This window comes from Campylobacter concisus (assembly GCF_002913715.1).
Taxonomy (GTDB): Bacteria; Campylobacterota; Campylobacteria; order Campylobacterales; family Campylobacteraceae; genus Campylobacter_A; species Campylobacter_A concisus_AG.
Window position 1 is genome coordinate 405,288 of the sequence record NZ_PPCE01000009.1, and the last position, 14,781, is coordinate 420,068.

Here is a 14,781-nt window from a genome sequence, read left to right on the forward strand (position 1 = left end):
CTTATTGATTCCACATTAGCGTTATTTGCTCTATCTTTGTTTCATCTGGGATATCGTTTAGGCTTGTTATCTCTTTGGCAAGTGGATTTTTTAGTGTGATTAACATATCGTGGCTATCTATTTTTAGATAGATATTGTTTTTATCGCTACTAAATTTAGAGATAACGAGAGAATTTTTTATATCTTTGAAATTTGATTTAAGGCTGATATTTTCTGGAGTTTTAAACTCATTTGAATAAATTTCAATGCTTGTGATAATGCCATTTAATAAGGTGTATTCAAAAATTCTTTCACTTTTACTTGTTACGATGTAGCTGTTTTCTTTTTTTGTATTATCTCGTTTTATGTTTTTTGAGCCATAAATTTTTATCACATCTCTATTTGCTGATTCGTTTGTCAGCTCTGCAAAAAAGCCTTTACCAAAGAGATTTTTTTGATCTTTATCTTTTTTATATCGTCCGCTTATGTGAGCATTTTTACAAATTTTGTCATTTGCTACTAGAAAAATTGCATTATTTATCCTGTGTATGCTTAGAGCAATTCCTTTTTCATCTAAAAGGTAAAAAATTCCCTTGTCGTAAAGTAGCTCAGAGCTAAACTCGCAAAGTGGCGAGCCATTTTTTAACGATGAATAAAAACTTATTTTCGCACCATTTTTACTTGGCACGATTACAATGTCTAAAAAGTTATCTTTGCTTTTAAATTTATAAAATTTAGCAAAAAAACTATCTTTGTAAGCTTTATTTACCGGCTCGAAATTATAAATTTGAGCTAGCACGCCAACTCGCTTATTTTTCTTATCATCAAGCTGAAGAAGTGAGTTTTTATTTGGCGCAAAGTAGCTAAGATTGCCATTTTCATCTTTTAAAATGATAGCACTATCATCAACATCAAACGTACCATTTTTTTCAATCAAGCTTACTTCTTTATCCATAGTAAGCATTGTTTTTGTGTAGGTTTTATCTTTATTTAGCGTAATGATAGTTTTTATGCCTTCGCAATTTGGGCAAGGCAAAATAGTGTGAAAACTACTATAAATTGAGTTTGGAAGTATTAGCTTTTCTGGCTTTTTGGATGTATTTGCCTGAACTAGTGGCTTGTCTTCTTTTACTGTATTTTGTGTGCTTTGTTTTGGCTCTAAATTTTCATTTTTTGCGCAGCCAAGGATGAAAAATGAGATAAGTATGGCAAAAAGATATTTCATTTGCAACTCCTTAAAAATTGCAAAATTATATCATTTTGCCTTTAAAATTTATTTTACGCGTTTAAAGATGTATTTATCTTTTAGCTCGCCAGTGACCTCTTTTTGATCCATATCTAGCATTTTTAGGTTCTCACCTTCTATTTTATAAAAGCTCTTTTCTTTATACTCATCAATCGTTGTTATCACACCATTTTCGATTGAGTATTTGCCTTTACTAACGGCTTTGTAGTTGTCTTTTGACTTATAGTCCATTACGCTTTCAAATGTGCCATCTTTTTTTAATGTTAAGCGTGAATCAACACCCATGCAGCTAGCGCAAGGTAAAAATGCTTTATAAGTGCCCTCGATACTGCTAATTGGAGCTTCGCAGCTACTTTTTACTTCACATTTGCCTTGTGGGACGTTTGCATTTTGGCTAGATGAGGCACAACCTGCCAAAAGTAGGGCCGCACTTAGTGCAAATATAAAATTTTTCATGCTAATCCTTTTTGAAAATAAAATTTAAAATGTATTATAATACTTAAGAAAATAACAAATTATAAATTAAAGGAGTAAAAATGCAAATCGAAGCATTTGGCGTTTTAGTCGTAGTTCTGGTTATCTTTGCGTTCTTGTTTTTAAAGGCTGGTATCAAGATCGTCTCACAAGCTGATAATCTACTCATTGAGCGACTTGGCAAATTTCACAAAGTGCTTGACGGTGGATTTCACATAATCATCCCATTTGTCGATCAAATAAGAGCGATAATCACCGTAAAAGAGCAGCTTGTAGACATCACAAAACAGCAAGTCATCACAAAAGATAACGTTAATATAAGCGTCGATGGTATCGTCTTTTTAAAGGTTTTTGATGCAAAAATGGCGGTTTATAATGTCGATAACTACAAGCGTGCCATTGCAAATTTAGCTATGACTACGCTTCGTGGCGAGATCGGCGCGATGAATCTTGATGATACACTAAGCTCACGTGACCGCCTAAATGCCGCACTTCAAGTGGCTCTTGGCGACGCCGCTGGCAACTGGGGTGTAAAGATCATGCGTGTAGAAATTTCTGAAATTTCTGTCCCACTTGGCATCGAAGAGGCGATGAATATGCAGATGAAAGCTGAGCGTGAAAAACGTGCGATCGAGCTAAAAGCCTTGGCTGAAAAAGAGGCGCTAATACGCAATGCCGAAGCGTTAAAACAAGAAAAAGTGCTTCAAGCAGAGGCTATAGAGCGTATGGCTGATGCAAAAAAATACGAGCAAATCGCTATCGCAACGGCTCAAAAAGAGGCTATGGATATGATAAATGATAGTATGAGCAAAAATGCAAATGCAGCAGAATTTTTGCTAGCGCGCGATAGAGTCGGGGCATTTAGCGAGCTAGCTAAAAATAGCTCAAAAGATAAAATTTTAGTCCCTTACGAGGCGACTGAGCTTATTGGCTCACTTAGCGTTTTGAAAAATTTCCTAGCTAAGGATAAGGCGTGATCAGCCCTTTTATAATGATAGCTATTGGTGCACTCTTGTGTGCCCTTGAATTTATGCTATTTTCGTTTTATCTGCTATTTTTTGGGCTGGCCTTCATCATCATCGGAGCGGTAAATTTTGGCATTGCTTTTGAATGGCCTTATCAAATTTTAGGTGTTGCAGCACTTGCGATTGTCTTGCTGGCACTTTTAAAAGCGCCATTAAAGAGCAAATTTATGTCTAGAAAAGAGAGCTTTAATGAGGAATTTTTAGACGAGACTGGAGTTGGCGAGATCAGAGAAAATATGGTCTATTTTAAAGGCACTCTTTGGAAATACGACGGAAATTTAGCTAACGGAGAGAAGGTGACGGTTCTTGGCACCAAAGGTGACAAGGTGATAGTTGGATAAAAGTGCCAGTTGGCACTTTTATTAATGTTTATGCATCATTTGGTGGTCATGTGCATGGCCACCATTTTGCATGTCGCCGTGGTGTTCGCAACTTCCCTTATCTTTTGTTGCCATGTTTTGGTGGTGAGGGCAGCCACATTCTGCGTGTCCAGCTTCGTTTGGCTTTGGCTCATTTTTAGCACAACCAACTAAAAATAGTCCGCAAATAACGGCAAATACTATCTTTTTCATAACTCGCTCCTTTAAAGAATTTCTCACATTTTAGCCTTTAAAAATTAATTTTTCATAACGCCTGATTTATCATATTTAAAAGCATTTTTGGCTAAACTCTCGCCCAAAAATAAGCAAAATAAAAGGTTAAATTTGAAAAGACTTAGTGTAAATGAGGCCATCGATCTTATAGAAAATGCACCGCTTTACGAGCTTGGCAAGATGGCGCTAGCTAGAAAAAAGGAGCTTCATCCAGATGGCATTACGACCTTTATCGTAGATCGCAACATCAACTATACAAACGTTTGTTGGGTGGATTGTAAATTTTGCGCATTTTACCGTCATGCAAAAGAGGAGGACGCTTACGTGCTAAGTTTTGAGGAGATCGGCAAGAAGATCGAGGAGCTTATCGCTATTGGCGGCACGCAAATTTTATTTCAAGGTGGCGTTCATCCAAAGCTAAAGATCGAGTGGTACGAGGAGCTTGTAAGCTACATCAGCAAGCACTATCCAAGCATCACGATACATGGCTTCTCTGCCGTTGAGATCGACTACATCGCAAGAGTTTCAAAAATTTCTACAAAAGAGGTCTTAAGACGCCTAAACGAAAAGGGCTTATACTCGATGCCAGGGGCTGGAGCGGAGATCTTAAGTGACCGCGTTCGTGACATCATCGCCCCTAAAAAGTGCGACACCGCAGACTGGCTTCGCATACACAAAGAGGCGCACGAGCTTGGCATAAAGACAACTGCTACGATGATGTTTGGCACGGTTGAGAGCACTCGCGAGATCGTAGAGCACTGGGAGCATATCAGAAATTTACAAGATGAAACGGCTGGATTTAGGGCATTTATACTTTGGAGCTTTCAAGGGCTAAATACAAAGCTCATGCAAGAATTCCCAGAGATCAAAAAGCAAAGCTCAAACGTCTATCTAAGGCTTCTTGCGGTCTCAAGGCTCTTTTTGGATAACTTTAAAAATATCCAAAGCAGCTGGGTCACGCAGGGCAGCTACGTAGGTCAGCTAGCGCTTCTTTTTGGCGCAAACGATCTTGGTAGCACAATGATGGAAGAAAACGTCGTAAAGGCCGCAGGGGCAAGTTTTAGGATGAATCAAGAGCAGATGATCGAGCTTATAAAAGATGTTGGAGAAATTCCAGCTAAGCGCAACACAAACTACGATATTTTGGAGAAATTTTAGATGAAAATTTTAGATATCAATGTAAAAAATGTAAAAATCCCAGTCGTTTTTGAAAACTCAAAAGCGATGCCAGTAGTGAGCCTCAGACTTGTTTTCAAAGCAGCTGGTAGCTCGCAAAATGGTAAGCTAGCAGGCCTTGCAAGGCTAAGTGCAAATTTACTAAACGAGGGCGATATAAAGCTAGGCTCGGCCAAATTTGCTAAAGAGCTTGAGGTGCGGGCGATCAGCCTAAATGCAAGCTGTGGCTTTGAGACATTTTGCATCGATCTAAACTGCCTAAAAGAGCACTTTGCCTTTGCATGCGACAAGCTAAAAGAGCTCATGAGCGCCCCAAATTTGACAGAAGAAATTCTAAATAGGTGCAAAACCGTCACACTTGGCGAGATCGCAGCAAATGAAAATGACTTTGACTACTTAGCAAGGCAGGGACTTTTTGAGCTTTTGTATCCAAAAAGCGTTCTTGCTCAGCCAGGTATTGGCACTAAAAAGAGCGTAAAAGCGATCACGCTTGAAGATGTGAGCAAATTTTTAAACGAGCATTTAGACCTTTCAAATTTACTTTGCGTGCTAGGTGGCGACATCGACGAGAAGCAGGCAAAAGAGCTTGCTAGCGTTTTAGAAATTTTAAAACCTGGCAAGGTGCGAAAGTTAGAGCGCTTTAGTCCAAGCGACAAGTGTGAAAGCAGCGAGATCATTAGGCAAAGCGAGCAGGCATACATCTACTTTGGTGCGCCATTTAACGTAAAGGCTGAGGAGAAATACAAGGCTGCAGTGGCGACATTTATCCTAGGCGAGGGTGGCTTTGGCTCGAGGCTCATGGAGGAGATCCGCGTGAAAAGAGGGCTTGCCTATAGCGCCTACGCTAGAAATTTGCTAAATCTCTCTTACAGCCAGCTTTATGGCTACATGCAGACAAAAAACGAGAAAAAAGATGAGGCCATTGCCGTTATAAAAGAGGAAATTTTAAAATTTAGTAAAAAAGGCGTTAGTAAGGCTGAGCTTGAGCAGGCGAAGAAATTTTTACTTGGCTCGTTGCCGCTTAGGCTAGAGACACTATTTAAACGCCTTGATATCGCACAAAGCGAGTTTTATGAGCACGGCGAGCTTGGGGCATTTTTGAAGGATCTGGATAAAATTTCAGCCCTTTCGCTAAGCGAGCTAAATAGCTTCATAAAAGCCCACGCAGAGATCAACCGGCTAAGTTTTTGCGTCCTAAAAAATGAAATTTGAAGCAAGCGACAGAGCAAAACTTCTAAAAATAGGCGTGCTTAGCCTGCTTGACCTTGCTCTCGTGCTACCAAAGGGCTTTGAGGATACGACGATCGCTAAGAGCCCAAGAGAGGGGCAGGTCTGCATAAATGTAAAGATCACCTCGCTCGCCTCGCGCCCTGGCATGCTAACAGCGCTTGCCTTTTGCGAGCAGTGGCAAAGTAATGTAAAGATCGTCATTTTTAACGCAAAGTCTTGGCACTACGGCGCTTTTAAGACTGGCAAAGAGATGGCGATATATGGGCTTTGCTCCTATGCCTTTGGCTCGTGGCAGATCGTAAATCCAAAAATCACCACAAAAACAGGTCAGATAGTTCCTAAATTTAAGACCGAGCTAAAAGATGATGAAGTCAAAAAACTTGTTTTAAAATATATAAATTTACAAAATTTATTAGCCGAGGGCTTAAGTGAGCGAGAGGCTAAATTTCTAGCTAACCTTCAAAGACTAGACGAGCAAAGCGTACAACTTTTATATCACCTAAAAAACGACAATGATGGCGTGCAAATATTAAAATTTGTAGAAATTTTTAACTACATAAAAAAGCTAAGTGCCAAAAAAACCTACTTTAAAAGCCCAAAAATCAAGCTTTTTGATATAAGCTCTTGGCTTAAGGGCTTGCCATTTACGCCGACAAATGATCAGATAAACGCCATAAATGACATCAGAGACGACCTTAGCGCCGTGCAGGCAAAAAGGCGCGTCATAATGGGCGATGTAGGAAGTGGCAAGACGCTAGTGATCCTAGCAGCTGCTCTTAGCGTCTATCCGCAAAGTGCCATTTTGATGGCGCCAACAAGCATCTTAAGCGAGCAAATTTATAATGAAGCAAAGAGGCTGCTGCCCGCTTTTATGAACGTGATGCTGGTGCGAAGCGGGGAGAAAAAGATAGACTTTAGCGGGGTAAATTTGATCGTTGGCACGCATGCGCTGCTCTTTCACGAGCTGCCAAACTCGCCACTTGTCATGGTTGATGAGCAGCACCGCTTTGGCTCAAATCAGCGCAAAAAGATAGAGGAGCTTGCCTCAAACGAGGATGAGCGAGCAAATTTCGTGCAGTTTTCAGCTACACCTATACCTAGGACGCTAAGTTTAATCCAGTCTGAGATCGTAAATTTTAGCTTTTTAAAGCAGATGCCGTTTAAGAAAAATATAACGAGCCAAATTTTAGGCGCTAGCGAGTTTGGCTTTTTACTAACTCACATCAAAAAGCAGCTTGCGGGTGGCTTTCAAGTAGCCATCATCTATCCGCTAGTTGAGAGCAGCGAGAGCTCAAACTACCAAAGTTTAAGCGAGGCACAGGGCTTTTGGCTAAAGAATTTCAAAAATGTCTTCGTCACGCACGGCAAGGACAAAGAGAAAGAGGAAATTTTAAGACGATTTAGAGAAGAGGGCGAAATTTTGCTCTCAACCACCGTTGTTGAGGTTGGGATCTCGCTACCAAGGCTAAATACTATCGTGATCGTGGGCGCTGAGCGGCTAGGACTTGCCACGCTTCATCAGCTGCGAGGCAGAGTGGGGCGAAACGGCGGCGATGGATACTGCTTTTTATTTACCAAGCTAAAAGAGGCACCAGCAAGGCTAAAAGAATTTTGCGCGACAAATGACGGCTTTAAGGTGGCGGAGCTTGATCTAAAAAACCGCCAAAGCGGCGATATACTAAATGGCTTTTTTCAGCACGGAGCGACCTTTAACTTCTATGACTACGAGGATGATATCACGCAGGCCGCAAAGGCTAGAGTGGCGACACTTGCTAAAAATAATGCCTAGTTGCTTTTGGCTTAATCTAAATTTTTGATTTTGTTGGCTTTAAAATTTAGCGGAGTAAATTTTAATAAAATTATTTTTCTACTCTTCGCTCTTTGCATACATTCTCGCATGGTATACCGTCACGATCACGGTCAAACCCACTGCGTCCGCATTTTCTTAGATAGTGATATGCTTCTTCGCAACTTTTCATCTCTTTGCAGTAGCGTTTAGAACAATCAAATTTATCCGCCGCGTTTGCCATCAATGCAAAAAATAAAATCAAAACTACTTTTTTCATTTTTACTCCAAAGGCAGTATTAAATAAGAAAAATAATACAAAAAAGCGCTCTCAAAAGAATTTCTCTTTTGAGAGTGTAAATTTAAAGAGGATATGTTAAACAGCACTCTCTTTTTACTTCGTCGATGTAGCTCACGTTTAAATTTAGTCCGTAAAGCTTGCTTAAATTTTCGCTTCTAATGATCTCATCAACCGTGCCAAATCCAACCTCGCCATCACCCTTTACAAGTGCCACATATCCACCAAGAAGCACGGCAAAGTCAGGGTTGTGAGTGGTTAGCACGACCGAGTAGCCAAGCTCTTTTAGCCATTTGACGGTGCGTAGGAATTTATACTGGTTGCCAAAATCAAGCGCGCTCGTTGGCTCGTCAAATATGATCATCTTTGGCTGTGCAGCCATCGCGCGCGCGATCATGCACATCTGCTTTTGACCGCCACTCATTTGAGTGATAAATTTCTCTTCAAGGTGTTCGATCTCAAGCTTTTTGGTGTAAATTTTAGCGATCTGCTCGTCCTCTTTGCTAGGCCTTGCAAAGATACCAAGGTGCGCCGCGCGTCCCATCGTGATGAACTCAAGTCCAGTGTATTCATACTCGGTAACCTCGCTTTGAGCCACATACGCCATGATCTTAGCGCGCTCTTTGTTACTTAGGCTATCTACGTTTTTGCCATCAAGAAAAATTTCTCCCGAAACTGGCTTTAGTGAGCCACTTATTAGCCCAAGAGTAGTTGATTTGCCAGCTCCATTTCGACCAAGTATGGTTAAAATCTCACCTGCGCCTATCTTTAAATTTACATTTTCTAGTTTGCCAGCCCCATTTGGGTAGCTAAAGTTTAAATTTTTAACTTCAAGCATCACGCAACCTTTTTATTTCGCCATAATACCCAGACGAAAAATACCGTACCGATAAAGCCAGTAAGCACGCCAAGAGGCACTTCGCTCACACTTATGCTGCGCGCCAAAGTATCGACAAATAGCAAAAACATCGCACCCATAAATATGCTTGCAGGCATGCTTCTTATGTTGTTTGCGCCAACTAGCATGCGCGCTAAGTGAGGCATGAGAAGTCCCACCCAGGCCACTATACCGCTTATGCAGACGCTACAAGCTGTAAGAAGTGTGGCACAGATGATGATGATAGAGCGCTCGAATGAGACATTTACGCCAAGTCTAGCCGCACTCTCATCGCCAAGAGAGAGCAAATTTATACGCCAGCTCATTGCGATTAGCAAAATGGCGCAGATGATCATCACAGGTGCTATATATTTTAAATTCTCACTATCAAGCTTTGCAAGGCTACCAAGCTGCCAATAGACGATATCGGGCAGCTTCGTCTCAGGATCAGCGACATACTTTAAAAAGCCGATCACTGAGCCCATAAGGCCGCTTACGATGATACCAGAAAGAACTAGCATAAGCGTGCTTGAGCGGCCCATCATCTTAGGTATGGCTAGCGTGATAGCAACGGCTGCTAAACCAAAGCCAAATGCAAAAATTTGTATCCAAAATAGCGATAGATCAAAGATGATAGCAGTTGCTGCTCCCACGCAAGCACCAGCTGAGACGCCAAGCAGATCAGGGCTTACTAGCTGGTTTTTAAAGACGCCTTGATAGGCCGCACCACTCACGCTAAGAGCGGCTCCGACAAGGATAGCTGCGATGATGCGAGGGATGCGTAAATTTTCTATCACGTTTGTGATGTTGCTAGCTGCGCCATCTCCCAGACCAATGCTATGAGCTAGCACGCTAAATACATCGCCAAATGAAATGTAAAATCTACCAACGCAAAGTGCGACAAAGGCGCAAAGAAGCGTTAGCAGAGCTAAAAAAATGGTAACTAATGAAAAATTTGCGTTTTTCATATATTATTTTTTGCTACCGTCTGGGTTTAGACCTTTTAGGATATAGCCATACTCTGTATCGCTAAGATCGTGGTTTAAGAACTCTTTGTAAAACTCTTTTGTCTTAGCTTTTACATCTACATCTTTAAATAGATCTGGTTGGATAGTCTTTGCAGCCCATAAAATTTGAAGAGCGCTCTCTGCACCGTATCTATCCCAGCCAAAAACGCCTTTTGGGTTGCCATAAACTTTGCCATTTTTGACAGCATTTGAGCCTGAATATGCAGGATTTTCTTTGATAGCTTTGATCTGCTCGTCTGTATCAGCGCCACCAACGATGATGATATCAGGGTTTGCGTTAATGAGCTCCTCAGCTGTTAGCTCGATCATAGAGCCTTCTTTTGAGACTGCGTTTTTGCCGCCAGCTAAATTTATCCAAGTATTTATGATAGTTTTTGTGCCATCAACCTTTAATAAATTTGCTCCGCCAAGCAAGTGAAGCACTTTTGGACGTTTAGCATCAGGGATGTTTTTTGTTCTATCGGTCACAAATTTAGTGTTATCTTGGATATTTTTTGTAAGTTTATCAGCCATAGCTCTAGCGTTGTCAGTGCCGATCACTTCAGCTGTTGCGTAGATACTTTTTTCCATATCTGGATAGTCTCTAAAGATCAAATTTACAGCGCTAAAGCCGTTTTTGCTAAGCTCGTCTTGATAGTTTTTGCTTGAGACTACGACAACATCAGGGGCAAGCTTAACAAGCTCTTCGATCTGAAGATCTTTGCCATCAAGTGCGGCTGGTAAATTTTTAAGCCTTGGATAGACGAGGGCGAACCACTTGTTTTTCTTGATCTGATCGGTTGTAGCTACAACTTTATCCATACCGCCAAGCGCTAGGATGATCTCGTTGTTTGCGTGCCAAAGAGCAGCGATCTTTTCAACTTTTTCAGGTACGCCAACTTTGACGCCTTGCATGTCAGTTATGCTTCTAGCAGACTCAGCTGCGTTTAGGCTAAGAGCCATAAAAAGTGAAATAACAAGGCTAAATTTAGCCATTTTTTGCAAAAAATTTCTTTGCATATTTTTTTCCTTTATTTTAAAAATATAAAGCTGTATATTAATAATTTTTAGGTTAATTCTATGTAAAATTCCGCCAATTTCATAAATTTTTAAAATTTTTATTAAGACAATATATATCTTTTATTGACATATATCATTAGCTGCTTTTTTAAAATGAGATAAACTTCGCCTTAAAATTTTTAAAAAAAGGAGAATCAATGCGTGAATACAAAAAGTATTGGCTAGCACTTGTTGCAGTACTAGTAATTTGCTTTAGTATTTTAGGCTACTACGGCGTTGAGGTTTATAGAAGCTCGCCACCAGTTGTAAATTTTACAGATGAGAATGGCAATGTCGTGATCGACAAAGAGAGCATCTATAAAGGTCAAGAGGCCTGGCAAAGCATAGGAGGTATGCAAGTTGGCTCTGTTTGGGGACACGGCGCATATCAAGCACCTGATTGGAGCGCGGACTGGCTTCATAAAGAGTTAGTTATATTTTTAGAGTTAAAAGCAGATGAAATTTACCACTCAAAATATGCTGACTTAAATGATGAACAAAAAGCAAATCTAAAAGTTCTACTTAAAAAAGAGTACCGAGAAAATGGCGTAAAAGACGATAAAATCGTACTTAGTAGCGATAGATTAAAGGCTATGAAACAAGTAAGCCAAGAGTATTCATCACTTTTTGGAAATGACCCTAAGTTTAAATCTTTAAGAGAAGCTTATGCGATGAAAGAAAATACTCTTCCAAATGCTTCTGATAGAGATGATCTTAATAACTTTTTCTTCTGGTCAGCCTGGGCAACCGCAGCAAATAGACCTAACAGCGATGCTACATACACAAACAACTGGCCACACGAGCCACTAATCGATAATGTACCAACAAGCGAAAATATCTTTTGGTCAATCGCAAGCGTTGTAATACTTATTGCTGGTATTGGATTTCTTGTTTGGTTTAGCTCTTTTTATGGCAAAAAAGATGATGAAAAGTTGGAAGCTATTAGCGAAGATCCACTTAGTAAATTAAGCCTAACTCCATCTCAAAAAGCTCTTAAAAAATATCTTTTTGTAACTTTGGCTCTTTTTGCATTTCAAATTTTAATAGGTGGCTTTACGGCTCACTATACAGTCGAAGGACAAGAATTTTACGGTATAAACTTATCAGCTTATATTCCTTATTCACTTGCTAGAACATGGCACATTCAGGCTAGTATTTTCTGGATTGCGACAGGATTTTTAGCAGGCGGTCTTTTCCTAGCACCTATTATAAATGGCGGTAAAGATCCAAAATTCCAAAAGCTTGGCGTAGATTTATTATTTTACGCACTACTAATCCTTGTAGTTGGCAGTTTTGCTGGTGAGTATTTAGCGATCGCAAATATTATGCCTATAAATTTAAGCTTCTGGTTTGGACACCAAGGATACGAATATATCGAGCTTGGACGTGTTTGGCAAATTATTTTATTTGTTGGCCTTGTCATTTGGATGCTACTTTTACTTCGCGGATTTATCGGCGGATTTAAGAACAAAGGTGACAAAAATTTACTTGCTATCTTTGCAGCTTCAGCAGTTGCAGTTGGATTATTTTACGGAGCAGGATTATTTTATGGTCAAAGAAGTCCACTTCCAGTGATGGAATACTGGCGCTGGTGGGTTGTACACCTTTGGGTTGAAGGCTTTTTTGAGGTATTTGCTACCGCTTCACTTGCTTTTGTATTTGTTAGTCTTGGTCTTGTTTCAAAGAGATTTGCTACGTTCTCAACACTTGCGAGTGCATCACTTTTTTTAGTAGGCGGAATTCCAGGAACTTTCCACCACTTATATTTTGCGGGCACTACAACACCTATAATGGCAGTTGGCGCTAGCTTCTCAGCACTTGAGGTAGTTCCTCTTGTATTGCTTGGTGCTGAAGCTTATGAGCATTACAGACTTCAGTTTGCTCAAACTTGGGCTAAGACATTAAAATGGCCACTTTACTGCTTTATCGCAGTTGCTTTCTGGAATATGCTAGGCGCTGGTGTATTTGGATTTTTAATCAATCCTCCGATTTCACTATTTTATATCCAAGGCCTAAATACGACTCCAGTCCACGGACATGCTGCACTATTTGGTGTTTATGGATTTTTGGCACTTGGATTTGTTTGGCTAGTGGCTACTTATCTATTCAAAGGTCAAGAATTTGACGAGAAACTTATGAAAGTAGGCTTTTGGGGCTTAAATATAGGCCTTATGCTAATGATCGTGCTTTCACTACTTCCAATAGGAATTTATCAAGCATTTGCAAGCCTAGAGCAAGGCATGTGGTATGCAAGAAGCGCTGAACTTTTACAACAATCACACTTACAAAATTTAAGATGGGTAAGAATGATTGGTGATACGATTTTAATAATCGGTGGAATCAGCTTCCTTGCACAACTTCTAAAATTTATGCTTAATAAAAAAGCTTAAAACTAAAGGGGTATTTTGCCCCTTTATTAAGCTATCTTTTCATAAAATAACGCAAATTTAAAAGGAAAGAAATGATTACATTTTTTAAAAGAATTTGCGTTATTTTTATCGTACTCTTACACTCTTTTTTAGCTCTTGTAGTTGATTATTCGTTTCCACACTATGCAAATGTGCAAATCACAGGTGGCGATGTCAAACGTATGGACAAAGATGGTATCATCGATGCTAAAAATCCGGCTGATGGCCCTACCAGAGATGTTTATTTTATCTACACTAAAGATTCTAATAATTCAAATAAAGTCATGGCTTATAGAAATGAAGATACTGCATGGGGATTTCCGTTTTATTTTAAATTTAACTCAGCTGATGTACAAGCTAAGGCTCAAGGCTTTGCAAATAGCGATAAAAACGTAACTGTAAAATATTATGGATATAGAATTTCTATGCTTCAAGAGTTTAGAAATATCATCTCACTAAAAGAAAGCGGCACAGATACTAGTTGGCCGGTAGCTAGCTATATATTTTACTTTATCTTATTTATCTCGCTAATCATTTGGATAAGAAAGATAAATAAGGCCTTTAGACCAAAAACTAGTGAAAATTTAGAGAAATAGATTACATTTGTTTTAGCTATTTGATATTTTAAAAATTAAAAAGAGAGCTTTGTCTCTCTTTTATCCTTAAAAATTTCTAGTGCTATCAAGTATTTTTAGCTCGTTTGCTCTGTTGCGCTATTTGTCGTATTTCCATACGCTTTTCCAGTCCATAAAAAAATTCCATATTTTGATGCTTACAATTATTTTTGAGAAAATCACCCACTTTTTTATGGCATATACTTTTTTGCTACGCTCTTCACTAGCTACAACCTAGTTTATTAGTTCGCCAAGATCTTCTAAAATGACTCGCACGAAAGCCACCTTGTATCTACGTCTATTTCACACAAGGATATCTCTATTCTATTTTTGAAAATTTAAAGCCATTTGCCGGCACAGTAGTTTTTGCAATAGGGTTTTTAGATTTCAGAAAGAAAATTTATAGTAGATTAACATAAATTTAAGGGGCAAAGCTACCCCTAGTTTTAGTAAAGACCGAAAGTTCCGTCTGTTCTTTTGTAGATTACACGCATTTTTGCGTCAACGTCGTTAAATACGTAAAATTGTTTATCGCTTGATTTTAGTTTTTCAAGTGCTTCTTCGACCTCAAGTGGTTTATAAATTTCAAGCTCCATAGGCACGATCTCTTCAACGCCTTCGATCTTTTCCTCGCCTATTCTTGAGCGAAATTCTTTATCGTCAGCCTTGCCTTTAACAGTAAATTTCTTATCATGCTCTCTTCTTAAAACTTTTGATGCTTTTTCGATAGCAAGATCGATCGCAGCATAAAGATCTTTATCTTTTTGGCGAACGACTATAGTGTCTTTATGGGCCATATTTAGAGAAAATTCTGCGTTAAAACCTTTTTTGCCTTGTTTTTCATCGGCTGCTACAACACATCTTGCTGAGATGATGTCGAGATTGTATTTGCCAAGAGTATCAAAAGCGTCTTGGATATAGTTTTTGATTGGCTCTGTTAGCTCAAATTGTTTTCCTACAATGCTTATGTTCATCGTAATCTCCTTTATAGAAAGTAAGATGATTATAA

General features: G+C 39.4%; 15 protein-coding genes. 7 read left to right on the forward strand and 8 right to left on the reverse strand.

The features are described from left to right. Position 1: 1 nt before the first annotated feature. Both CYO92_RS06035 and CYO92_RS06040 read right to left on the reverse strand, forming a co-directional pair. Positions 2–1,204, reverse strand: coding sequence for a copper resistance protein NlpE (locus CYO92_RS06035; protein ID WP_103589054.1), 1,203 nt, complete (start codon positions 1,202–1,204; stop codon positions 2–4). 48 nt (positions 1,205–1,252) lie between these two features. Next, the gene (locus CYO92_RS06040) at positions 1,253–1,681 is read right to left on the reverse strand and encodes a copper resistance protein NlpE (protein ID WP_087584760.1); all 429 of its coding nucleotides are present in this window, start codon (positions 1,679–1,681) and stop codon (positions 1,253–1,255) included. Positions 1,682–1,761: 80 nt separating this feature from the next. Between CYO92_RS06040 and CYO92_RS06045 the strand changes: the two genes are divergently transcribed. After that, positions 1,762–2,676 (forward strand): SPFH domain-containing protein, encoded by a 915-nt coding sequence (locus tag CYO92_RS06045; protein WP_054196349.1) that lies wholly within the window; start codon positions 1,762–1,764, stop codon positions 2,674–2,676. After that, positions 2,673–3,065: an NfeD family protein gene (locus CYO92_RS06050; RefSeq protein ID WP_103589055.1), complete on the forward strand. Its 393-nt coding sequence runs from the start codon at positions 2,673–2,675 to the stop codon at positions 3,063–3,065. The genes CYO92_RS06045 and CYO92_RS06050 overlap by 4 nt, the downstream gene beginning before the upstream one ends. Positions 3,066–3,086: 21 nt before the next feature. On the opposite strand, the gene CYO92_RS06055 is transcribed toward CYO92_RS06050, so the two are convergent. Next, entirely contained in the window at positions 3,087–3,296 is a 210-nt protein-coding gene (locus tag CYO92_RS06055; RefSeq protein WP_103589056.1) for a hypothetical protein, read from the reverse strand. A gap of 132 nt (positions 3,297–3,428) precedes the next feature. On the opposite strand from CYO92_RS06055, the gene CYO92_RS06060 reads away from it, so the two are divergent. The 3 genes from CYO92_RS06060 to recG are packed head-to-tail and all read left to right on the forward strand — an operon-like array spanning position 3,429 to position 7,512. Next, positions 3,429–4,475 (forward strand): dehypoxanthine futalosine cyclase, encoded by a 1,047-nt coding sequence (locus CYO92_RS06060; RefSeq protein ID WP_103589057.1) that lies wholly within the window; start codon positions 3,429–3,431, stop codon positions 4,473–4,475. Beyond that, a complete protein-coding gene (locus CYO92_RS06065; RefSeq protein WP_103589058.1) occupies positions 4,476–5,705 on the forward strand; it encodes a M16 family metallopeptidase in 1,230 nt (409 codons plus the stop codon). It abuts the gene before it with no gap. Continuing rightward, the gene (gene recG, locus CYO92_RS06070) at positions 5,695–7,512 is read left to right on the forward strand and encodes an ATP-dependent DNA helicase RecG (RefSeq protein ID WP_103589059.1); all 1,818 of its coding nucleotides are present in this window, start codon (positions 5,695–5,697) and stop codon (positions 7,510–7,512) included. Before CYO92_RS06065 ends, recG begins: the two co-directional genes overlap by 11 nt. Positions 7,513–7,582: 70 nt before the next feature. Here the strand turns inward: recG and CYO92_RS06075 are convergent, their stop codons facing one another. From CYO92_RS06075 to CYO92_RS06090, 4 genes are all read right to left on the reverse strand, one after another. Continuing rightward, positions 7,583–7,789 carry an excalibur calcium-binding domain-containing protein gene (locus CYO92_RS06075; protein ID WP_072594813.1) on the reverse strand — a complete coding sequence of 69 codons (207 nt, stop codon included), beginning with the start codon at positions 7,787–7,789 and terminating at the stop codon, positions 7,583–7,585. Positions 7,790–7,871: 82 nt separating this feature from the next. Then, positions 7,872–8,645 carry an ABC transporter ATP-binding protein gene (locus CYO92_RS06080; protein WP_103589060.1) on the reverse strand — a complete coding sequence of 258 codons (774 nt, stop codon included), beginning with the start codon at positions 8,643–8,645 and terminating at the stop codon, positions 7,872–7,874. Continuing rightward, positions 8,645–9,652 carry a FecCD family ABC transporter permease gene (locus CYO92_RS06085; protein WP_103589061.1) on the reverse strand — a complete coding sequence of 336 codons (1,008 nt, stop codon included), beginning with the start codon at positions 9,650–9,652 and terminating at the stop codon, positions 8,645–8,647. Before CYO92_RS06085 ends, CYO92_RS06080 begins: the two co-directional genes overlap by 1 nt. 3 nt (positions 9,653–9,655) lie before the next feature. After that, positions 9,656–10,711 carry an ABC transporter substrate-binding protein gene (locus CYO92_RS06090; RefSeq protein ID WP_103589062.1) on the reverse strand — a complete coding sequence of 352 codons (1,056 nt, stop codon included), beginning with the start codon at positions 10,709–10,711 and terminating at the stop codon, positions 9,656–9,658. A 197-nt stretch (positions 10,712–10,908) separates the two neighbouring features. Here CYO92_RS06090 and CYO92_RS06095 point away from each other — a divergent pair, with 197 nt between their 5' ends. Together CYO92_RS06095 and CYO92_RS06100 are read left to right on the forward strand one after the other, a co-directional pair. Then, on the forward strand, positions 10,909–13,140 hold the full coding sequence (locus tag CYO92_RS06095) for a nitric-oxide reductase large subunit (RefSeq protein ID WP_103576753.1): 2,232 nt from the start codon (positions 10,909–10,911) through the stop codon (positions 13,138–13,140). A gap of 71 nt (positions 13,141–13,211) precedes the next feature. Next, positions 13,212–13,754 carry a DUF1523 family protein gene (locus CYO92_RS06100; RefSeq protein ID WP_103589063.1) on the forward strand — a complete coding sequence of 181 codons (543 nt, stop codon included), beginning with the start codon at positions 13,212–13,214 and terminating at the stop codon, positions 13,752–13,754. Positions 13,755–14,218: 464 nt separating this feature from the next. Here CYO92_RS06100 and hpf read toward each other — a convergent pair whose 3' ends face one another. Further along, positions 14,219–14,746 (reverse strand): ribosome hibernation-promoting factor, HPF/YfiA family, encoded by a 528-nt coding sequence (hpf, locus tag CYO92_RS06105; protein WP_021090930.1) that lies wholly within the window; start codon positions 14,744–14,746, stop codon positions 14,219–14,221. Between the last annotated feature and the right edge of the window lie 35 nt (positions 14,747–14,781).

Coding starts and splice junctions, on each gene's coding strand:
- CYO92_RS06035 (WP_103589054.1), bottom strand. CDS start 1,204: ATGAAATATCTTTTTGCCATACTTATCTCATTTTTCATCCTTGGCTGC.
- CYO92_RS06040 (WP_087584760.1), bottom strand. CDS start 1,681: ATGAAAAATTTTATATTTGCACTAAGTGCGGCCCTACTTTTGGCAGGT.
- CYO92_RS06045 (WP_054196349.1), top strand. CDS start 1,762: ATGCAAATCGAAGCATTTGGCGTTTTAGTCGTAGTTCTGGTTATCTTT.
- CYO92_RS06055 (WP_103589056.1), bottom strand. CDS start 3,296: ATGAAAAAGATAGTATTTGCCGTTATTTGCGGACTATTTTTAGTTGGT.
- CYO92_RS06065 (WP_103589058.1), top strand. CDS start 4,476: ATGAAAATTTTAGATATCAATGTAAAAAATGTAAAAATCCCAGTCGTT.
- recG (WP_103589059.1), top strand. CDS start 5,695: ATGAAATTTGAAGCAAGCGACAGAGCAAAACTTCTAAAAATAGGCGTG.
- CYO92_RS06075 (WP_072594813.1), bottom strand. CDS start 7,789: ATGAAAAAAGTAGTTTTGATTTTATTTTTTGCATTGATGGCAAACGCG.
- CYO92_RS06080 (WP_103589060.1), bottom strand. CDS start 8,645: ATGCTTGAAGTTAAAAATTTAAACTTTAGCTACCCAAATGGGGCTGGC.
- CYO92_RS06085 (WP_103589061.1), bottom strand. CDS start 9,652: ATGAAAAACGCAAATTTTTCATTAGTTACCATTTTTTTAGCTCTGCTA.
- CYO92_RS06090 (WP_103589062.1), bottom strand. CDS start 10,711: ATGCAAAGAAATTTTTTGCAAAAAATGGCTAAATTTAGCCTTGTTATT.
- CYO92_RS06095 (WP_103576753.1), top strand. CDS start 10,909: ATGCGTGAATACAAAAAGTATTGGCTAGCACTTGTTGCAGTACTAGTA.
- CYO92_RS06100 (WP_103589063.1), top strand. CDS start 13,212: ATGATTACATTTTTTAAAAGAATTTGCGTTATTTTTATCGTACTCTTA.
- hpf (WP_021090930.1), bottom strand. CDS start 14,746: ATGAACATAAGCATTGTAGGAAAACAATTTGAGCTAACAGAGCCAATC.